This is a genomic window from Mycobacterium noviomagense (assembly GCF_010731635.1).
In the GTDB taxonomy this organism is placed as follows: Bacteria; Actinomycetota; Actinomycetes; order Mycobacteriales; family Mycobacteriaceae; genus Mycobacterium; species Mycobacterium noviomagense.
Genome location: NZ_AP022583.1, coordinates 4,576,986 through 4,596,255, shown reverse-complemented (window position 1 = coordinate 4,596,255; position 19,270 = coordinate 4,576,986). Strand labels below are relative to the sequence as shown.

At 66.7% G+C, this 19,270-nt stretch carries 18 protein-coding genes; 12 read left to right on the top strand and 6 right to left on the bottom strand.

Annotated features, from left to right (window positions below):
- Positions 1 to 7 precede the first annotated feature (7 nt).
- Both G6N15_RS21780 and G6N15_RS21775 read right to left on the bottom strand, forming a co-directional pair.
- The gene (locus G6N15_RS21780) at positions 8 to 712 is read right to left on the bottom strand and encodes an LppM family (lipo)protein (protein ID WP_083089320.1); all 705 of its coding nucleotides are present in this window, start codon (positions 710 to 712) and stop codon (positions 8 to 10) included.
- A 59-nt stretch (positions 713 to 771) separates the two neighbouring features.
- Positions 772 to 1,371 (bottom strand): GNAT family N-acetyltransferase, encoded by a 600-nt coding sequence (locus G6N15_RS21775; RefSeq protein WP_083089319.1) that lies wholly within the window; start codon positions 1,369 to 1,371, stop codon positions 772 to 774.
- A 380-nt stretch (positions 1,372 to 1,751) separates the two neighbouring features.
- On the opposite strand from G6N15_RS21775, the gene G6N15_RS21770 reads away from it, so the two are divergent.
- The 6 genes from G6N15_RS21770 to G6N15_RS21745 all read left to right on the top strand — a co-directional run bounded on the left by G6N15_RS21770 (position 1,752) and on the right by G6N15_RS21745 (position 8,057).
- Positions 1,752 to 2,153, top strand: a complete 402-nt coding sequence (locus G6N15_RS21770; protein ID WP_083089290.1) for a DUF3040 domain-containing protein — start codon at positions 1,752 to 1,754, stop codon at positions 2,151 to 2,153.
- A 338-nt stretch (positions 2,154 to 2,491) separates the two neighbouring features.
- Complete coding sequence (mraZ, locus tag G6N15_RS21765; protein ID WP_083089289.1) at positions 2,492 to 2,926, top strand: division/cell wall cluster transcriptional repressor MraZ; 435 nt, start codon at positions 2,492 to 2,494, stop codon at positions 2,924 to 2,926.
- On the top strand, positions 2,901 to 4,076 hold the full coding sequence (gene rsmH, locus G6N15_RS21760; RefSeq protein ID WP_139797978.1) for a 16S rRNA (cytosine(1402)-N(4))-methyltransferase RsmH: 1,176 nt from the start codon (positions 2,901 to 2,903) through the stop codon (positions 4,074 to 4,076). The genes mraZ and rsmH overlap by 26 nt, the downstream gene beginning before the upstream one ends.
- Positions 4,066 to 5,262, top strand: a complete 1,197-nt coding sequence (locus G6N15_RS21755; protein ID WP_163748208.1) for a hypothetical protein — start codon at positions 4,066 to 4,068, stop codon at positions 5,260 to 5,262. Before rsmH ends, G6N15_RS21755 begins: the two co-directional genes overlap by 11 nt.
- Before the next feature lie 107 nt (positions 5,263 to 5,369).
- On the top strand, positions 5,370 to 7,277 hold the full coding sequence (locus G6N15_RS21750) for a peptidoglycan D,D-transpeptidase FtsI family protein (protein ID WP_275998644.1): 1,908 nt from the start codon (positions 5,370 to 5,372) through the stop codon (positions 7,275 to 7,277).
- Positions 7,278 to 7,541: 264 nt separating this feature from the next.
- Positions 7,542 to 8,057: a hypothetical protein gene (locus G6N15_RS21745; protein ID WP_139797919.1), complete on the top strand. Its 516-nt coding sequence runs from the start codon at positions 7,542 to 7,544 to the stop codon at positions 8,055 to 8,057.
- A gap of 39 nt (positions 8,058 to 8,096) precedes the next feature.
- Here the strand turns inward: G6N15_RS21745 and G6N15_RS23870 are convergent, their stop codons facing one another.
- The 4 genes from G6N15_RS23870 to G6N15_RS21725 form a co-directional block, all read right to left on the bottom strand.
- Positions 8,097 to 8,513: a DUF4333 domain-containing protein gene (locus G6N15_RS23870; RefSeq protein ID WP_369407288.1), complete on the bottom strand. Its 417-nt coding sequence runs from the start codon at positions 8,511 to 8,513 to the stop codon at positions 8,097 to 8,099.
- Between the two features lie 23 nt (positions 8,514 to 8,536).
- On the bottom strand, positions 8,537 to 9,025 hold the full coding sequence (locus tag G6N15_RS21735; RefSeq protein WP_083088881.1) for a hypothetical protein: 489 nt from the start codon (positions 9,023 to 9,025) through the stop codon (positions 8,537 to 8,539).
- 88 nt (positions 9,026 to 9,113) lie between these two features.
- Positions 9,114 to 10,397, bottom strand: a complete 1,284-nt coding sequence (locus G6N15_RS21730; protein ID WP_139797920.1) for a hypothetical protein — start codon at positions 10,395 to 10,397, stop codon at positions 9,114 to 9,116.
- A 4-nt stretch (positions 10,398 to 10,401) separates the two neighbouring features.
- Positions 10,402 to 10,677, bottom strand: a complete 276-nt coding sequence (locus G6N15_RS21725) for a hypothetical protein (protein ID WP_083088883.1) — start codon at positions 10,675 to 10,677, stop codon at positions 10,402 to 10,404.
- A 220-nt stretch (positions 10,678 to 10,897) separates the two neighbouring features.
- On the opposite strand from G6N15_RS21725, the gene G6N15_RS21720 reads away from it, so the two are divergent.
- Genes G6N15_RS21720 through murG form a run of 6 tightly spaced genes read left to right on the top strand, consistent with a single transcriptional unit; the run spans position 10,898 to position 19,268 of the window.
- A complete protein-coding gene (locus tag G6N15_RS21720) occupies positions 10,898 to 12,427 on the top strand; it encodes a UDP-N-acetylmuramoyl-L-alanyl-D-glutamate--2,6-diaminopimelate ligase (protein ID WP_083088884.1) in 1,530 nt (509 codons plus the stop codon).
- Complete coding sequence (locus tag G6N15_RS21715) at positions 12,424 to 13,953, top strand: UDP-N-acetylmuramoyl-tripeptide--D-alanyl-D-alanine ligase (RefSeq protein ID WP_083088885.1); 1,530 nt, start codon at positions 12,424 to 12,426, stop codon at positions 13,951 to 13,953. The genes G6N15_RS21720 and G6N15_RS21715 overlap by 4 nt, the downstream gene beginning before the upstream one ends.
- Entirely contained in the window at positions 13,950 to 15,029 is a 1,080-nt protein-coding gene (gene mraY, locus G6N15_RS21710; RefSeq protein WP_083088886.1) for a phospho-N-acetylmuramoyl-pentapeptide-transferase, read from the top strand. The genes G6N15_RS21715 and mraY overlap by 4 nt, the downstream gene beginning before the upstream one ends.
- Before the next feature lies 1 nt (position 15,030).
- Positions 15,031 to 16,494 (top strand): UDP-N-acetylmuramoyl-L-alanine--D-glutamate ligase, encoded by a 1,464-nt coding sequence (gene murD / locus G6N15_RS21705; RefSeq protein ID WP_083088887.1) that lies wholly within the window; start codon positions 15,031 to 15,033, stop codon positions 16,492 to 16,494.
- 6 nt (positions 16,495 to 16,500) lie between these two features.
- Positions 16,501 to 18,096 carry a putative lipid II flippase FtsW gene (gene ftsW / locus G6N15_RS21700; RefSeq protein ID WP_083088888.1) on the top strand — a complete coding sequence of 532 codons (1,596 nt, stop codon included), beginning with the start codon at positions 16,501 to 16,503 and terminating at the stop codon, positions 18,094 to 18,096.
- The gene (gene murG, locus G6N15_RS21695) at positions 18,006 to 19,268 is read left to right on the top strand and encodes an undecaprenyldiphospho-muramoylpentapeptide beta-N-acetylglucosaminyltransferase (RefSeq protein WP_372506528.1); all 1,263 of its coding nucleotides are present in this window, start codon (positions 18,006 to 18,008) and stop codon (positions 19,266 to 19,268) included. Before ftsW ends, murG begins: the two co-directional genes overlap by 91 nt.
- Positions 19,269 to 19,270: the final 2 nt, after the last annotated feature.

Here is a 19,270-nt window from a genome sequence, read left to right as displayed (position 1 = left end):
GGATGGCTTACTCCGGCGGGTGATCGCCCGGCGTGCTGAATCTCGGTGAGCGGTCACGGGACTGCCACGCCAGCAGCGCCACCGCACCAGCCACCACGAACGACGAAATGCCCAGCCACAGAGCTGCATTCGTGAACGAGCGGGTGCTGGGATCGGTGTAGCGCGCCTGGGCGTTCATCGTGCTGACCGCGCCAGGCTTGAGCTTCCACGCGACGACGTCGGGGTCGACGCGTTCGCCGTTGGTCGAAGTGACCGCGCCCGGGAATGACACGCTGAGTTCGACGTCGGCCTCGGGATCCGTCAACGACGTCAGGTCTGCCCGTCCTTCGAGTATTACTACGTTGCCGGAGCGGCGCAGGGACAGGTTTACCCCGGAGGCGTCGGGATTCAGGTTTGCCAGCTGCGGCAGCTCGGCGAACGTCAATTGGGAGAAATCCGCCTCTGAGCCCACATACCCGTCACGGTCGTACTTGGAGATCGCCACCTTCTGACTGAATGGCAGGTTGGGGTCGAACTGCGGTCCGTTGTCTTTGTCGTTGCGTGCCTTCGTCGCCGCGACGATCTGGCCCGACACCAGGTCGTCAGGCGAGATCGCGATCGAGGCTTTGACCCGCACACACCCGGCGATCATCGGCGCTAGCAGCATCAGCGCCATGATCGCCAGCAGCCGCTGGCGTCGACGGGCACTGAACCGTCGGGCTACAAGCCGCATGCTGCCGTCGCGCACCACGTCATCGTGCCAGACCCGGTATGTCGGTACGGCCGGTGTCCTCACAACGGCAGCTTGCGTCCCAGGATCGCGAAAGGTCGCGGATCACCGGCGAAGTGGTAGCCCCGGATGATGTCGGTGAAGCCCAGCCGCCGGTAGAGCCGCCAGGCCCGGTTGGCCTCCCCGTCGGTTTCCGGGGTCGACAGCAGCACGTTGGCCTCACCGCGCCCGGCCAGCAGCCGTCGAGCCAGCGCCTCGCCGAGACCGCGTCCCTGCGCCCGCGGATGAATGTGCAATTCCGTCAATTCGAAATAACTTGCCATCAGATTGATGATCTCGGGGTGCGCAAAACCGGCGCGCTGCAAGCCGAGAACTACTTGCTGTTGCCACCACTGATCGGGCGCGCCGCAGTAGCCGTAGGCGATTCCAAGCAGCGGAGCGTTGCTCAGCTCCTCCACCGAGGGCGGTTTCGCGCCGTCATGGTCGGCCTCCACTGCGGCCACGGCTTGCCAACCGCGTCGCCGCGTGTGTTCGAGCCACATGGCCGCGCGCTGCTTCTCGGTGCCGCGCGGGTATCGCATCGCGTCGACGTACACAGCCAGGGCATCACCGAGACGGCGCTGCATGTCGTGCGTCGACAGATCGATGAGGAAGGTCGACAACTCGCGGTCTCCTCCTCGAACGCTGATCCCGTGCGCTGCTTGAATTCTCATTATCGGCCCCCGCGCCACCTGCGGATCGACAACGTCGGCGACCGAAGTCGATGGCCCGGCTCTTGTTCGGCCTTCCAGGTCCGCATCGGTCGCCACGCTCGAGCTCAATTGCCTGGCTCCTCCTCGGGCCTTCGGCCCGCATCGGTCGCCACGCTAAAGCCGATGGCCCCGCTGCTCTTCGGGCCTTTCGGGCCCGCATTGTCGCCAGACTACAATCGACGAGCGAACCAGTGGTATGGCGCAGTTTCACCTCGTATCATCTGAGTTAGTTGCCCCAACAAAGTGGGCATCCACGTTATGCGTGACGGGCTGTCGGCAAGGAGGGACGAATGCCACTCTCCGATCATGAGCAGCGGATGCTCGAGCAGATCGAGAGCGCTCTCTACGCCGAGGACCCGAAGTTCGCCTCAAGCGTCCGTGGCGGCGGGCTGCGTGCGCCGACCGCGCGGCGACGGCTGCAAGGTGCGGCCCTATTTGTTGTCGGTTTGGGGATGCTGGTTTCCGGTGTCGCGTTCAAGGCGACGATGATTGGCAGCTTCCCGATTCTTTCCGTCCTCGGTTTCGTGGTGATGTTCGGTGGTGTGGTGTATGCGATCACCGGTCCGCGGTTCCCCGGCGGGCGCGACCGCACTGGATCGCCGGGTGTGCCGCGGCCACGTCGCGCCAAAGGCGCCGGCGGCTCGTTCACCAGTCGCATGGAGGACCGTTTCCGCCGCCGCTTCGACGAGTAGCGCGGCCGCGGTGAAGGCCGCTGATCTGTAGGGCAGCTTCGGCTGCCCTCTTTTTTGCGTTCGTCACGGCTGGCATGGGAACTGCTTTTGTCTAGCTCTAGCGCCCCACAATGCCCCACGTGGCCGCTGGCCAGGGATTCGGGCTGCTGAGCTTGGCTGATTCACCGCGTATACGCGAATTGAGACACAGCTGAACCACCCCTGTTACGCGTTCGAAGTCGGAAACGCCGCATCCTTACTTTGTAAATGGAGCAAAGTGGGGCGTTGTGGGGTATGGTGGCTGAAGTCGTGGGTGAGACGAAGTTCCGGAGCTTCGTCCCGTGGCGGGAGGTGGCCTGATGTTTCTGGGCACCTACACGCCCAAGCTCGACGACAAGGGGCGGCTGACGCTGCCCGCCAAGTTCCGTGACGCGTTGGCAGGAGGGTTGATGGTCACCAAAAGCCAAGATCACAGCTTGGCCGTCTACCCCCGCGCCGAGTTCGAGCAGCTGGCCCGCCGGCTGGCGGACAAGGCCAAGCGCAACAACCCGGAGGCGCGGGCGTTCCTGCGCAACCTCGCGGCAGGCACTGACGAACAGCATCCGGACGCCCAGGGCCGGATCACCCTGTCGGCCGATCATCGTCGCTACGCCAATCTGTCCAAAGACTGCGTGGTGATCGGAGCGGTCGACTACCTCGAGATCTGGGACGCGCAGGCCTGGCAGAACTACCAGCAGACCCACGAAGAGAACTTCTCCGCGGCCAGCGATGAAGCACTCGGCGACATCATCTGAGGCGCATGCCCGTGCATCGCGGTCTCTGCCCGAACCGACCCTGACGTACTTCCCCAACGCCAGGTTCGTGCTATCGGACAGGGACCCCGGTGCAGGGGCGGCCCTCGATCTCGCCGCTCGGGGAGGTGTTGTCATGGCCGACGATCCGGCTGATTTCGGTCATGCGCCGGTCCTGCTGGAACGCTGCGTGGCGCTGCTCACCCCGGCACTGGCCCGCGAGCACTCGGACGGGTCGGGCGCCGTACTGGTGGACGCCACCGTCGGCGCGGGTGGTCACGCGGAGCGGTTCCTCACCGACCTGCCCGGGCTACGCCTGATCGGCCTCGACCGTGACCCTGCAGCGTTGGACATCGCCGCGGCACGGCTGTCCCGGTTCTCCGACCGGGTGACATTGGTGCGTACCAGGTATGACGACATCGCCACCGCTCTAGCCGAATCCGGGTGCGATCCAATGGGTTCGGTGCACGGTGTGCTCTTCGATCTGGGTGTGTCGTCGATGCAACTCGACCATGTGGAGCGAGGTTTCGCTTACGCTCACGACGCTCCGCTGGACATGCGGATGGACCCGGATACACCGCTGACCGCGGCCGACATCGTGAACACCTACGATGAGCCCGCCCTGGCTGACATTCTACGGCGCTACGGCGAGGAGAGATTCGCGCGTCGCATAGCCGCCCACATCGTCCGCCGCCGGTCCGTCACGCCGTTTACGACAACCGGTGAGCTGGTTGAGCTGCTCTACCAAGCCATTCCGGCACCGGCACGGCGAACGGGCGGGCATCCGGCCAAGCGGACCTTCCAGGCACTGCGTATCGCCGTCAACGGTGAGCTGGACTCGCTGCGCAGGGCGCTTCCTGCCGCGTTGGATGCGCTGACCGTCGACGGCCGCATTGTGGTGCTGGCGTACCAGTCGCTGGAGGACCGCATCGTCAAGGACATATTCCGCGCCGCCGTCACTTCCCGCACTCCGACCGGGTTGCCCGTCGAACTGCCCGGCCATGCACCGGAATTCAGGTCGCTGACCCGCGGTGCCGAACGCGCCGACCGTGCCGAGATCGAACGCAACCCCCGTAGCGCCCCGGTGCGGTTGCGGGCGTTGCAACGAGTGCCGCGCCACGACGCAGCAAGGAGGGCGACTCATGGGGGCTAAGCGGCAGGCAGCGACGCGCCACGGGACTGATCGCCGGCCTACTAAAAGCGACGCCGCGGCTCGGACGAAAACGCCTGGATCGCTCACGGCGTCGCGGCGCACCCGGCATGGTGGCAAGGCGTCGGCCCCCACTCGTGAGTTGCGAGCGCCGCAGTCGGGGCCGCAGACCACGCCGATGTCACGACCGGTCGAGCGGCCGGCCCGGCCGAAGAGCGCCGCCCAGGCGAAGGCACGGGCCAAGGCACGAAAAGCTAAGGCGCCCAAGGTAGCTCGCCAGCCGTTGCGTGAGCGTCTGCTTGCCAGGTTGGCATCGATTGATCTTCGGCCGCGAACCCTGGCGAGCAAGGTGCCCTTCGTCGTGCTGGTCATCGGATCGCTAGGCCTGGGCCTGGGGGTCACGCTCTGGCTGTCCACTGATTCCGCGGAGCGCTCTTATGAGTTGGGCAACGCGCGTCAGAAAACCCAGTTGCTGCAGCAGCAGAAGGAGGCGCTCGAACGCGATGTGCTCCAGGCGCAGGCTGCACCGGCGTTGGCAGAGGCGGCCCGAAAATTGGGAATGATCCCGACAAGAGACACGGCCCACCTGGTGCAGGACCCGACCGGTACGTGGGTGGTAGTCGGCACACCCAAACCCGCCGAGGGCGTTCCGCCGCCGCCGCTGAACACCAAGCTGCCGGACGAAAAGCCGGCACCGCCCAAACCTGCGGTGAACCCGCTGGAGACGCCGGTTCCGGTGTCAGCGGGTGCCGGTGCGCCGACCATGCCGACCCAGTCTGGCCCTCAGGTGCTGCTCCGTGCTCCTGACGGGGCAACGACGTTGGGCATCCAGCAGTTACCTGCTGGGCCGATACCAGGGGCGCCCAATGCCCCGGCGGCCGGAGCCGGCCCGGTGGTGCCGCCTGCTGCTGGTACGCCCCCGCAACCGGCTCTCGAGGCCCCGCCGCCGCCCGCTCCTGCAGCCCCGCCGCCGGCTCCGGGCGCCGTTCCTCCCGTGCCCGGTCTAGTTCCGCCCGCGTCGGGACCGTCCCCGTCAGGGCCGCCCCCGGCTGCCGTGCCGCCCGCCGCTGCGCCGCCGCCTGGCGCAGTACCTGCGGCGCCAGTGCCCGCTGCCACCCCGTTCGCTGCACCCGCCGGCGGCGAACAGTTCGGCCCGCTAACCGTCACGGCCCCTGGCGCGCCCCGGTGAGCCGCGCCGATCGCTCGCGAGCGCGCCAGTCGCAGGCCGCGCGAAGTGCACGCGACACCCGAAAGGCACGCAAAAAGGTCGACGAGTCCAAGAAGAAATCACCAAAGCTGAAGAAAGCCGACAAATCCCGCCCAGAACTGCACGGAAACGTTGGCCCGCAGGGCCACTCGGCCCGTGACCGGCGCACCCGTCAGGCAATCAATCTGGGATCGCGCGGCGCGTCGTTCGTCTTTCGACACCGGGCAGGCAACGCTGTCGTCTTCATCGCCTTGCTTGTTGCGGCTGCGCAGCTGTTTTATCTGCAGGTGCCGCGTGCCTCCGGGCTGCGTGCGGAGGCCGCTGGGCAACTCAAGGTCACCGACGTCGAAAAAGCCGTGCGCGGAAGCATCGTCGACCGCAACAACGACCAACTGGCGTTCACCATCGAAGCTCGCGCGCTCACATTCCAGCCGCGGCGCATCCACAAGCAGCTTGCCGAAGCCAAACAAAAGAATGCCAAAGCACCCGATCCCCAGCAGCGGCTGCACGATATCGCCAAGGAAGTCGCGCTTCGGTTGAACAACAAGCCGGACCAGGCAACGGTTTTCAAGAAAGTGAACAGTAACGAGACATTCGTCTACCTAGCCCGCGCCGTCGACCCGGCTATCGCCACCGCGATCACGACGAAATTCCCGGAAGTTGGCGCCGAGCGCCAAGATCTGCGCCAGTATCCGGGTGGATCGCTGGCGGCCAACATCGTTGGCGGTATCGACTGGGACGGCCACGGTCTGCTGGGACTGGAGGATTCGCTGGATGCCGTGCTGGCCGGAACCGACGGGTCGGTGACCTACGACCGTGGATCCGACGGCGTGGTGATCCCGGGCAGCTATCGCAATCGGCACAAGGCGGTCAACGGCTCGACTGTCCAGCTGACCATCGACAACGACATCCAGTTCTATGTCCAGCAGCAGGTGCAGCAAGCCAAGAACGCCTCCGGGGCACACACCGTGTCAGCGGTTGTACTCGACGCCAAGACCGGCGAGGTGCTGGCCATGGCCAACGACAACACCTTCGACCCGTCGCAAGACATCGGGCGTCAGGGTGATCGGCAGCTGGGCAACCTCGCCGTGTCATCCCCGTATGAGCCTGGCTCGGTCAACAAGATCATCACCGCCTCGTCGGTGATCGAATACGGGCTAACGAACCCGGACGAGGTGCTGTCGGTACCTGGCTCGATCCACATGGGTGGTGTCACTGTGCACGACGCCTGGAACCACGGCGTAATGCCTTACACCACAACGGGTGTGTTCGGGAAGTCGTCCAACGTGGGCACGCTGATGCTGGCACAGCGGGTCGGTCCGGAACGCTGGTTCGACATGCTCAAGAAATTCGGGCTGGGCCAGCGCACCAATGTGGGGCTGCCCGGCGAAAGCGCGGGCCTGGTGCCGCCGATCGACCAGTGGTCGGGCAGCACATTCTCCAATCTACCTATCGGCCAAGGCCTTTCGATGACCTTGCTGCAAATGACCGGCATGTACCAGACCATCGCCAACGACGGGCTGCGGGTACCGCCGCGCATCATCAAGGCGACCGTCGCACCGGACGGCACCCGCACCGAAGAAGCGCGGCCCGAAGGTGTTCGGGTGGTGTCGGCACAAACCGCGCAGACGGTGCGCAACATGCTGCGCGCCGTCGTGCAGCGCGACCCGATGGGCTATCAGCAGGGCACTGGGCCGGCGGCCGCGGTCGAGGGCTACCAGATCTCCGGCAAAACCGGCACTGCGCAACAGATCAACCCCGCGTGCGGCTGCTACTTCGACGACGTCTACTGGATCACCTTCGCGGGGATGGCCACCACCGACAATCCCCGCTACGTGGTCGGGATCATGATGGACAACCCGCAGCGTTCCTCAGACGGTGCTCCTGGACACACCGCCGCTCCGCTGTTCCACAACATCGCGGCCTGGTTGCTGCAGCGCGAAAATGTCCCGCTGTCGCCCGACCCCGGCCCGCGGCTGACGCTGCAAGCCACCTAGCGGCGAACTGCGCTGGCCCAACGAGACGACCATGGTCGGCAGACCAGCAATCATTTGCGGTATGTTGCCGACAACACGGCTGTGGCTAGACAAGCCGCTGCGTGGTAACGCCACATGCTGGCTCATATGTCGCGGTGACAGCAGCATCGATTGCGCACAGCTGATCGTTTGGAGTCGCGAGGAAGGATGATCACATGGGAACGCGGGATATCGATGAATCGGCCAAATCATCAGCGGCGGAACGACAGGTGAACGGCACACGAGATGAGTGAATTTCGGGATGCCGTCGCGGCGGCGGCCCAAGGTACGCCATACATCGTCGACGACACCAAGAAGGGCTTCGACGTAAAACTTGACATCGCCAACGCTCAATGGTGGGGCTTATACAACCGGGCCGGTTTGCGCAAGAGCTTCCGGTGGCGAGTGGTCGAGCGTAAGTCCTATTTTACGATCACTGACCGCCAGGTTGACGTGACGTGGCGGGCGGGAGTTCCCGCGATTGGCGCCTCGGTTCAAGTGCAGGGGGGCCGGGTTTTCTCGTTCTCACGCCAGAAGATTTGGGCGCTGTCGGACCGCGGCCGCATCGAACCGGTGGTGGACTATCGATTCAATGCCAGAGAGGGCAGGGACTTAATTCGGATGGTAGCCCGACAGTTAGGACTGAAAGAACGCCAGCCGCTGTCGTTCAAGATTCCGCTGGCCATGGTGGTGGCGACTTCCGCATTTTTCGCGATCTACGGACTGGTGCTGTTAGTTCTCCGGATTACCGGTGCGCACTAATGAAGCCGCGCGAGCGACGCGCCGTTATGCTGCAACGAGTTAACTGCTGGCATGGTCACCGGTGGTCGGGATTTCGTCGCCCACTTGCCAGTCCCAGCTGGCATTGTCGGGCGAGGTTGCTTTGGTGATCCTAATCGTGAGGTGGAAATGTTTGCCGTCCTGAGCCAGGACGCATTGTTCTGTGGCGCCAAGCTTTATAGGCAGGTCGCCGGGGCAGTTGATCACAACGGGTCCACCGCCTGACTGTTCGCGAATCTGCTGGGCAGTGATCTGCTCTAGGTCTCCCTTCGGAACTGCCGGCTGCGCTGGTGCGGACGCGGTGGTGCTGGAATGCGCTGGGGTAGTGGTGCCAGTACCAACGGAGACGTGACACGAACTTATCGCCAGTGTCGCCGGGCCCAGGACAATCAGGAGAGCGGTGACGCGCTTCGGTGGCAGCACTATCGTCCCTTCCATGTTGTTCAGGCTTGCCTGACGGCTCACTGTACCGGTGAGACGGTCGATACGAACTCGCTGAATTCAGGGCCAGCTTGGTCGAAGACATCGGCCGGGCAAGTCAACAGCAACTGCAACACGGCGACGTCGCTTGGATCCTCGGTGCTGGGAAACGCGTTGATGATCTGAATCTGCTTGAGTGTCATGGCGGCTTCGCCAGCGGGGTATTCGATCTGCAACAGTTGAGCAGCCTGCGACGCGGATTCGCTAGCCACGACATCGTGTTTCAGCACGCTGACCGCGTAGCGGGATTGCAAACTGCCCAGATATGATGCCGCCAGCGCGGCGACGTCGACCGGCTGGCCGTAGTTTGCGAAGCCGCTGATGACCAAATTAGTGGCTACCGGTTCAGAGAGATTTTGCGTGCGCACTGCAACATATGCGGCGTCGGGTTGGCCGCAAGAGTCCGGTGGCACCAGGGTCCAACCATCGGGAAGATCGAACGATATCCGAAACGGAAGTTCGCGACTCATCGTCTACTCGCTGGCTCCCACAGCGGGCCATGGGTCAAGATGCGCACGCCTTCTACGTCAGATGCGCCGTCACGTCCACGGCGGGTGCTTAATTGAACAAATCGCTCAGCCACTGGCCGGCCTTCGTCAGACCACCGACTACCGCGTTTGGGTCGATGGCGATGTGCGGAGAGATTTTTCCGCCGGGCCCCCAAGCAAGTCCCAGCGTGCCGCCGAGAACAAACTTTCCGTCCTCCATGCCGACGTCGAGGTGTGCTCCTCCACCGACGCCGAACTGTGCTGCGCCGCCCAGACTCAGATCCATAGGTCCAAGGTTGTAGTTGGCTTTGCCTCCGAGCTCTGCTCCGAGAAACCCGTCTGCGCCCAGTGATACCCCGTGATCAGTGATAGTTGCGTCCGCGTTGCCATGCGCGCCGGCCTCGCCGTTTGCAGATGTCGTGAGCGGGTGTCCGAAAATATCCCGCGACCAGTGCGCCTCGCCCTTGGCCCCCCATGCGTCAACGCCGGCTTTGCCCGTGATGCCGTCGGTGTGCTGGCTCCCATAGGCCCCGCCCTGCCTGCCCGGGCCGTGCCATTCCCAACTTCCGTGGTCACCGTCGAAAGTTCCTGTCTTGTGCGGAACGTTGGGCCATGCCTCGTGCGGGTCTGTCGAGTGACCCCATCGCTTTTCGGTGTCGCCGTGCGGCTCTATATGGGTGGTACTGCCCTTGCCAAACGACTTGCTGCCGCCGTGCTTGGAGTTTTCGTCTTCTGACGAATCACGTTTCTTGGTTTTGTTGTCCACCGCGTGGACTGCGCCTTTGTGCCTCGACTTCTCATCGGTGCCCGGCTCGTCGGGCTCGTGCTCGTCGAAAGTGAAGCCAGCAATATTACCGAGGGCGGCGGTGATTTCCGACCCGACCCGCTGATCTAGTCCGACCAATTGCGCCGCGCTCTGGCGGATATTCCCCGCGAACCCCTCGGCCTGCGCCTGCCGGACTGCCTGTTCTTCGACAGTCTTGATGGTCCCCGCGTATTTGACCATGTAGTCGTCGTGGACATTGAACCCCGCGTCCCACGCATCCTCCACCGCAGAACGCAGCTGACTTTGTGCTGCTGATAGGTCGGAAGCTCCGCGGCGGCTGACTTTTGCGGCCTCGCGCAATCGCTCGCCCACGCTGGTCGCTTTTTCCTTGTCGGAAGCAGCCCGGCTTTCAGCTGCGTCAAATGCCAGTCCCTGCCAAGCGCTGCTCCGGATCACGTTGTGCACCTCGGCAAACCCGAATTCCAAGCGGTCGGCGAAGCGCTCCCAGTATTCCGCACCTTCGGTCAAATGCGCTGTGCCCCAAGACATAAGGTTCGACAGCGAAGGAAGTGGACCAGCATCAGCCATCTAGCTACCCGCGCAACTCGCCTAGATCATCCGCCGCTTCGCGCTCGTTTTCTTGATAGTCGCCCCATGCCGCCACAAGCTTGCTGGAGATTGCCTGCATGCGCGCCGCCGATGCCGACCCAACCGCCGCCACGCCAGCGTGGCCGGTACTAACCGCCGCCGCGCTGGGCTGCGCCGACGCAGCTACCGCCGGGGCTTCTCCGGCGGTTACCTCATCGACCATCGCCCCGACGCGGCTCGCCACACTGTGCAATGCGTCCGGTACCTGCAGCGGCTTCACGACGCGAAGTTTAACCGAGCAGCGCCGCGATTACCCTTCACCCGCAGTTGCTTGACCCGCGCATCTAGCAGCGCTCGCGGACCGGGACGGTCGCGACCAACCGATCACTTAACGCTTTTGCAGTGCGTCTTTGTAACGGTGCGCGAGCCTGCTACTGCCGTCGCCCTCGATACTGTGTGATGGCTGAAATCCTGATGATCTGCTGGCAGCGACGGAGGTGATGACGGTGCCCACAGCGCTGCGGCCCCGCGTCGGCTCCGGCGTGCCGCTGCCGGCGCTGGCCGCGCAGGTCGGAGCGGTGCCGGCCGAGGACAGGGTCGTCCCCGAGTTGCGGATCACCGGCGTCACGCTGCGGGCCCAAGACGCCCAGCCGGGCGACTTGTTCGCCGCACTGCCCGGCGCGACCACACATGGTGCCCGATATATTCGCGACGCCACTGAACGCGGCGCCATCGCGGTGCTCACCGACGCCGCGGGAGTCGCCGAAATGGCCGACCAGCCGCATCTACCGGTGCTGATTCACCCGTCGCCGCGCGACGTCCTCGGTGAATTGGCCGCCACCGTCTACGGGCATCCCTCCCAGCGGGTGACCGTCATCGGGGTCACCGGAACATCCGGTAAGACGACCACGACCTATCTGGTGGAAGCCGGTCTACGCGCCGGCAACCGGATGACGGGACTGGTCGGCACCATCGGCATCCGCATCGACGGCGACGACATTCCCGGCGGATTGACCACCCCCGAGGCGCCCGACCTGCAAGCCCAGCTCGCGGCGATGGCCGAACGCGGCGTGGACACCGTCGTCATGGAGGTGTCCAGTCACGCGCTGGCACTGGGCCGTGTCGACGGCATCCGGTTCGCGGTCGCCGGCTTCACCAACTTGTCTCGCGACCACCTGGACTTTCACCCCAGCATGGCCGACTACTTCGAGGCCAAGGCCCGGCTGTTCGACCCCAGCGACAAGCTGCGCGCCGACACCGCCGTGGTCTGCGTCGACGACGACGCCGGCCGGGCGATGGCGGCCCGGGCCGCTGACGCGATCACCGTCAGCACGACAAATCAGGCCGCGGACTGGCGCGCCGAGGACATCGCGCCAATGGGCGCCGCCGGCCAGGAATTCACCGCGGTCGACCCGGCAGGCGTGCACCACCGGCTCGGCATCCCACTGCCGGGCAGCTATAACATCGCGAATTGCCTTCTGGCAGTTGCTATTTTGGATAGGGTCGGCGTCTCGCCCGAGCAGGCAGCCACTGGCCTGCGGGATGTTCGAGTCCCAGGCCGCCTCGAGCAGATCGACCGCGGTCAGGACTTCCTGGCGCTGGTCGACTATGCGCACAAGCCGGGCGCCCTCGAAGCGGTGTTGACCACGTTGCGCCGCACAGATCGCCGACTGGCGGTGGTGTTCGGAGCGGGAGGCGATCGCGACGCCGGCAAGCGGGCGCCGATGGGCAAAATCGCCGCCGAGCTGGCCGATCTGGTCGTGGTCACCGACGACAACCCGCGCAGCGAGGACCCCGCGTTGATCCGGCGCGAAATCCTCGCTGGCACAAAGGAAGCCCGCACTGCCGCTGAAGTTGTCGAAATCGGCGATCGGCGCGAGGCCATCAGGCACGCCGTGGCGTGGGCCCGCCCAGGTGACGTCGTGCTGGTCACCGGAAAAGGACATGAGACCGGGCAGAACACCGGCGGCCAAATCCGCCCGTTCGACGACCGGATCGAGCTCGCCGCCGCCCTGGAGGCACTGCGGTGATAGACCTGACCGTCGCGCAGATCGCCGACATCGTCGGCGGCGAACTCGCCGACATCTCACCGCAGGCCGCCGCGCAGCTGCATATCACCGGAACCGTCGAATTCGACTCGCGCAAAGTCACTGCAGGCGGGCTGTTTCTGGCGCTGCCCGGGGCGCGCACCGACGGCCACGACCACGCAGCCGCGGCGGTGGCCGTGGGCGCGGTCGCGGTGCTGGCCGCCCGGCCGGTCGGCGTGCCAGCCATCGTGGTCCGTCCTCAGCCCGGCCAAACCCATGACGCGCTGGCCGGGCTGCTTGAGCACGACCACGACGGCTCCGCGGCGGCGGTGCTGGCCGCGCTGGCCAAATTGGCCGCTGCCGTCGCCGCAGAGCTAATCAGCAAGGGGCTGATCGTCATTGGGGTCACCGGTTCGTCGGGCAAGACCTCGACCAAGGACCTGCTGGCCGCCGTGCTCGCCCCGCTGGGCGAAGTAGTGGCACCGCCCGGGTCGTTCAACAACGAACTGGGTCACCCCTGGACTGTCCTGCGCGCCACGCCCAGCACCGACTACCTCGTTCTGGAATTGTCAGCCCGCCATCCCGGCAACATCGCCGCGCTGGCGGCGATCGCACCACCCAAGATCGGCGTGGTGCTCAACGTCGGCACGGCGCACTTGGGCGAATTCGGGTCCAGGGAAGCGATCGCGGCAACGAAATCCGAACTGCCGCAAGCAGTTCCGGCTTCAGGTGTGGTGATACTCAACGCCGACGACCCGGCGGTGGCGGCGATGGCCAACAAAACCGCGGCCCGGGTAGTGCGGGTCAGCCGAAACCCACACACCGACGCCGGCCCCAGCGACGTGTGGGCCGGACCGGTCACCCTCGACGAGCTGGCCCGGCCACACTTCACCCTGCACACCGGCGACTCCGCGGTCGACGTCCACCTCGGCGTGCACGGCGAACACCAGGTCAGCAATGCGCTGTGCGCCGCCGCGGTCGCCTTGGAGTGCGGCGCCAGCCTCGAACAAGTCGCGGAAACGCTGGCCAGCGCCGGTCCGGTGTCGCGGCACCGCATGCACGTGACCACCCGCCCCGACGGGGTGACCGTCATCGACGACGCCTACAACGCCAACCCGGACTCGATGCGCGCAGGCTTGCAGGCCCTGGCCTCGATCGCCCATCAGACACCACAGCCGCGACGCAGCTGGGCCGTGCTGGGCGAGATGGCCGAACTCGGGGACGACGCGATAACCGAGCATGACCGCATCGGCCGGCTGGCGGTGCGCTTAGATGTGTCTCGTCTCGTTGTCGTCGGAACGGGGAGGTCGATGAGCGCCATGCACCAGGGCGCGGTGATGGAGGGCTCGTGGGGAGCCGAGGCCACCCCCGTCGCCGACCCGGACGCCGCCCTGGCATTGCTGCGCGCCGAGCTGCAGCCGGGCGATGTGGTGCTGGTGAAGGCGTCCAACGCCGCCGGGCTCGGCGCGCTGGCGGATGCGCTGGTCGCCGATGCTGCCGGCGGTGATGGCCGGGGCGTTCGCTCATGATCGAGATTCTCATCGCCGTCGGCATCTCGCTGACGGTGTCAATCTTGTTGACGCCAGCGCTGATCCGGTTGTTCAACAGGCAGGGCTTCGGCCACGAGATCCGCGAGGACGGGCCCCCGAGTCATAGGACGAAGCGCGGCACGCCCTCGATGGGCGGAGTGGCGATCCTGGCCGGCATCTGGGCGGGCTACTTGGGCACCCATCTGGCGGGCCTGGCCTTCGACAGCTACGGACCTTCGGCGTCAGGCCTGCTGGTCTTGCTTCTGGCGACCGCGCTCGGTGCTGTCGGGTTCGTCGACGACCTGATCAAGGTCCGGCGGGCCCGCAACCTGGGGTTGAACAAGACCGCCAAGATGGTCGGACAGATCACGGCGGCGGTTTTGTTCGCTGTGCTGGTGCTGCAGTTCCGCAACACCGACGGCTTGACCCCGGCCAGTTCCGACCTGTCCTACGTCCGCGAAATCGCTACTGTCACTTTGGCTCCCGCCTTGTTCGTACTGTTCTGCGTGGTCGTGGTCAGCGCCTGGTCGAACGCGGTCAACTTCACCGACGGCCTCGACGGACTGGCGGGCGGATCCATGGCGATGGTCACCGCGGCCTACGTGCTAATCACGTTCTGGCAGTACCGCAACGCCTGCGCAACCGCGCCGGGGCTGGGCTGCTACAACGTGCGCGATCCGCTGGATCTGGCGCTCGTCGCCGCGGCGACGGCCGGCGCCTGCATCGGCTTTCTGTGGTGGAACGCCGCGCCGGCCAGAATCTTCATGGGCGACACCGGATCGCTGGCGCTGGGTGGCATTCTCGCGGGCATCTCGGTGACCAGCCGCACCGAAGTCCTCGCCGTCGTCCTGGGTTCGTTGTTCGTCGCCGAGATCACCTCCGTGGTGCTGCAAATCCTGGCCTTTCGCACCACCGGTCGGCGGGTGTTCCGAATGGCGCCCTTCCACCACCATTTCGAGCTCGCCGGCTGGGCCGAGACCACGGTGATCGTGCGGTTCTGGCTGCTCACCGCGATCAGCTGCGGCCTGGGTGTGGCCCTGTTCTACAGCGAGTGGCTGGCCGCGATCGGCGACTGACATGGGCTACGAGGCCGGGCTGGACCCGCTCGCACCGGACGCGCCCGTGCTGGTGGCCGGCGCCGGTATGACGGGGCGTTCGGTGCTGGCCGCACTGGCGCCGCTGGGTGTCCGCCCGACGCTGTGCGACGACGACCCAGCCGCATTGCAGCACTACGCCGACGGCGGCGTGGCCACGACGCGTCCGTCCGACGCTGCCCAGCACATCGGCGACTACGCGCTGGTGGTCACCAGTCCCGGCTTCAGACCGACGGCCCCGCTGCTGGCCGCAGCCGCCGCGGCCGGCGTGCCGATCTGGGGCGACGTGGAATTGGCCTGGCGGCTCGACTCGTCCGGCCACTACGGACCGCCGCGCCGCTGGCTGGTAGTCACCGGCACCAACGGCAAGACCACCACGACCTCGATGCTGCACGCCATGCTCACCGCCGCCGGCCTCGACGCCCGGCTGTGCGGCAACATCGGCAACCCGCTGCTGGACGCGCTGGCCGAGCCTGCCGATCTGCTGGCGGTGGAACTGTCCAGTTTCCAGCTGCACTGGGCGCCGTCGATGCGGCCCGAGGCCGGCGCGGTACTCAACATCGCCGAAGACCACCTCGACTGGCACGGCAGCATGGCCGCCTACACGGCGGCCAAGGCACGGGTGCTGGGCGGCCGGGTGGCGGTGGTCGGGCTCGACGACGAACGCGCAGCAGCACTGCTGGACACCGCGACCGCGCCAGTGAGGGTCGGCTTTCGGCTCGGCCAACCCGCTGCCGGAGAACTCGGCGTGCGCGACGGGCAGCTGGTCGACCGCGCCTTCGCCGACAACCTCGCCTTGGCTCCGGTCGACTCGATACCGGTACCGGGCCCCGTCGGCGTGCTCGACGCACTCGGCGCCGCAGCGCTGGCCCGCTGCGTCGGGGTGCCCGCCCGCGCGGTGGCCGACGCGCTGGCGTCGTTTCGCGTCGGGCGACACCGAGCCGAGGTCGTCGCCGTCGTCGGCGGCGTCCGCTACGTCGACGACTCCAAGGCCACCAACCCGCACGCCGCCGAGGCGTCGGCGCTGGCCTACCCGCGGGTGGTATGGGTCGCTGGAGGCCTGCTCAAGGGCGCATCGATCGACGCGACCGTCGCCAGAATCGCAAACCGGCTGGTCGGGGCGGTTTTGATCGGCCGCGACCGAACCGCTTTTGCCGACGCGTTATCGCGACACGCGCCCGATGTCCCCGTCGTCCACGTAGTGACAGGCGAGGATGCTGATGTGCATGCGACAAATGAGACATTTGTTACTGCTGTGGCAGAAGATGCCACCGGCCAGAGCCTGGGTAAGCGGGTGATGACCGCCGCCGTGGCCGCAGCCCGTGGCCTCGCCCAACCCGGAGACACCGTGCTACTGGCACCGGCCGGCGCGTCGTTCGACCAGTTCAGCGACTACGCCGACCGCGGCGAGGCGTTCGCCGCCGCCGTGCGCGCCGCTAGCCGGTAGGCGGCGATGAACAGCCCGCTGGCCCGGTGGCGGCACCGGGACAACACGTCGCAGGTCGCGAGCGAACCAGCGCCGGACGAGGCGCCGCCGTCCCCGTCCGCTGATGAGGCCGCGGAACCGACGACCCCGGCCAGCCAGCCGCGAGCTGTCATCGCCCCGCCGACGGGCGGACCACGCACCCGGTTCGGCGCCTGGCTGGGCCGGCCGATGACGTCGTTTCACCTGATCATCGCTGTCGCGGCGCTGCTGACCACCATGGGTTTGATCATGGTGTTGTCGGCGTCCGGAGTGCGGTCCTATGACGACGACGGCTCGGCGTGGGTTATCTTCGGCCGGCAGGTGTTGTGGACCGTCATCGGGCTCGTGGCGTGCTACCTGGCGCTGCGGGTACCGGTGTGGCTGATGCGGCGCATGGCATTTTCCAGCTACGCGCTGACGATCGTGTTGCTGGTATTGGTGCTGGTCCCCGGGATAGGCCACTACGCCAACGGCTGCCGCGGCTGGTTCGTGGTGGCGGGGTTCTCGATGCAGCCCTCGGAGCTGACCAAAATCGCCTTCGCAATCTGGGGAGCCCATCTGTTGGCGGCCCGCCGCATGGAGCGGGCCTCGCTGCGAGAAATGCTGATTCCGCTGGTGCCGGCCGCCGTCATCGCGTTGGCGCTGATCGTGGCCCAGCCCGACCTCGGCCAGACGGTGTCGATGGGCATCATCCTGCTGGCCCTGCTGTGGTATGCCGGCCTGCCGCTGCGGGTGTTTTTGAGTTCGCTGTTCGCGGTCATCGTCTCCGGCGCGATCCTGGCGGTCTCGGAAGGTTACCGCTCCGACCGGGTGCGGTCATGGCTCAATCCCGGGCAGGATCCCCAAGACTCCGGATACCAAGCCCGCCAGGCGAAGTTCGCGCTGGCCAACGGCGGCATCTTCGGCCACGGTCTTGGGCAGGGCACCGCGAAATGGAACTACCTGCCCAACGCCCACAACGACTTCATCTTCGCGATCATCGGCGAGGAACTCGGCTTCGTCGGCGCATTCGGGCTGCTGGCCCTGTTCGGGCTGTTCGCCTATACCGGGATGCGGATCGCCCGCCGATCAGCCGACCCGTTCCTGCGGCTGCTCACCGCCACCACCACGATGTGGGTGATCGGCCAGGTGTTCATCAACGTCGGGTATGTGATCGGGCTGCTCCCCGTCACCGGCATTCAGTTGCCGCTCATCTCTGCGGGTGGAACATCAACGGCCACAACACTTCTCATGATCGGCGTGATGGCGAACGCGGCGCGTCACGAACCGGAGGCGGTGGCCGCGCTGCGGGCCGGCCGCGACGACCGGATGAACCGGCTGCTGCGGCTACCGCTGCCCCAGCCCTACTCGCCGACCCGGGCCGAGGCTCTGCGTGATCGGCTGCGTGCGCGTCCGCAACCATCTAAGAAGCAGCGCAAGCCCGATCGCACGGCGTCGGCGTCTCGGGCGGCGCGATCAGCCAAAGGCCGTGCGGCCGATCGGCCGGCGCGCCGATCGGGGCATCATGGAGAGCGTCAACGCCACGCCGGCCAGCGTCAGCCACGCAGCGGGCGTGCTCGCGCACTGGAAGGTCAGCGTTATTGAACGACTCGGTCACACAGCCAGCCGCAGACGCCGCGTTGTCGGTCGTCCTCGCCGGCGGTGGCACGGCCGGTCATGTCGAACCCGCCATGGCCGTCGCCGACGCCTTGACCGCATTGGATCCGCAGGTACGCATCACCGCTCTGGGCACCGCCCGCGGGTTGGAGACCAGGCTGGTGCCCGAGCGGGGCTACCCACTCGAGCTGATCACCCCGGTACCGCTGCCGCGTAAGCTCAGCGCCGATTTGGCCCGGCTGCCGCCGCGGGTAATGCGAGCGGTCCGGCAGACCCGCGCGGTGCTCGACGAGGTCGACGCCGACGTCGTGATCGGGTTCGGTGGCTACGTCGCGCTACCGGCGTATTTGGCCGCCCGCGGCATACCCGGCCGTCGGCGCCGCATACCGGTGGTGATCCATGAAGCCAACGCCAGCGCCGGGCTAGCCAACCGGGTCGGCGCTCCGATCGCGGTCCGGGTGCTGTCCGCCGTGCCCGATTGCGGGCTGCGGCGCACCGAGGTGGTCGGTGTGCCGGTGCGCTCGGCGATCACCGGGCTGGACCGCGCGGCTTTGCGGTCGTCCGCGCGTGCCCACTTCGGCTTCAGCGAGGACGACCGCGTGCTGCTGGTGTTCGGCGGCTCGCAGGGCGCGGCGTCGATCAACCGCGCTGTCTCCGCGGCGGCCAGTGACTTGGCGGCCGCCGGCGTTGCCGTTTTGCATGCCTACGGGCCCAAGAACGCTCTGGACCTGCGGGCACCAGCGCCCGGCGACCCGCCGTATGTGGCGGTGCCCTACCTGGACCGGATGGACTTGGCTTATGCCGCAGCCGATTTGGCGATCTGTCGGTCCGGGGCGATGACTGTCGCCGAGGTCTCCGCCGTCGGGCTGCCCGCGGTCTACGTCCCGCTGCCCATCGGCAACGGCGAACAGCGGCTCAACGCGGTGCCGGTGGTCAACGCCGGCGGCGGGCTGCTGGTCGCCGACGCGGACTTGACACCGCGCTTCGTGGCCGAACAGGTGGCCGGGCTGCTGAACGACCCGCCGCGGCTGGCGGCGATGACGGCGGCTGCTGCCCGGGCCGCGCATCCGGATGCGGCGCAGCGGGTGGCTCAGGCTGGCCTGGACGTGGCACGTCAAGCGCGGGGGGCGCGTGAGCGGCGGCCGACGGGAACGGGGTGACG

Coding starts and splice junctions, on each gene's coding strand:
- ftsW (WP_083088888.1), top strand. CDS start 16,501: ATGAACAGCCCGCTGGCCCGGTGGCGGCACCGGGACAACACGTCGCAG.
- G6N15_RS23870 (WP_369407288.1), bottom strand. CDS start 8,513: ATGGAAGGGACGATAGTGCTGCCACCGAAGCGCGTCACCGCTCTCCTG.
- G6N15_RS21735 (WP_083088881.1), bottom strand. CDS start 9,025: ATGAGTCGCGAACTTCCGTTTCGGATATCGTTCGATCTTCCCGATGGT.
- G6N15_RS21755 (WP_163748208.1), top strand. CDS start 4,066: ATGGGGGCTAAGCGGCAGGCAGCGACGCGCCACGGGACTGATCGCCGG.
- G6N15_RS21780 (WP_083089320.1), bottom strand. CDS start 712: ATGCGGCTTGTAGCCCGACGGTTCAGTGCCCGTCGACGCCAGCGGCTG.
- G6N15_RS21730 (WP_139797920.1), bottom strand. CDS start 10,397: ATGGCTGATGCTGGTCCACTTCCTTCGCTGTCGAACCTTATGTCTTGG.
- murD (WP_083088887.1), top strand. CDS start 15,031: ATGGGCTACGAGGCCGGGCTGGACCCGCTCGCACCGGACGCGCCCGTG.
- G6N15_RS21745 (WP_139797919.1), top strand. CDS start 7,542: ATGAGTGAATTTCGGGATGCCGTCGCGGCGGCGGCCCAAGGTACGCCA.
- mraY (WP_083088886.1), top strand. CDS start 13,950: ATGATCGAGATTCTCATCGCCGTCGGCATCTCGCTGACGGTGTCAATC.
- rsmH (WP_139797978.1), top strand. CDS start 2,901: ATGAAGCACTCGGCGACATCATCTGAGGCGCATGCCCGTGCATCGCGG.
- mraZ (WP_083089289.1), top strand. CDS start 2,492: ATGTTTCTGGGCACCTACACGCCCAAGCTCGACGACAAGGGGCGGCTG.
- G6N15_RS21770 (WP_083089290.1), top strand. CDS start 1,752: ATGCCACTCTCCGATCATGAGCAGCGGATGCTCGAGCAGATCGAGAGC.
- G6N15_RS21720 (WP_083088884.1), top strand. CDS start 10,898: ATGACGGTGCCCACAGCGCTGCGGCCCCGCGTCGGCTCCGGCGTGCCG.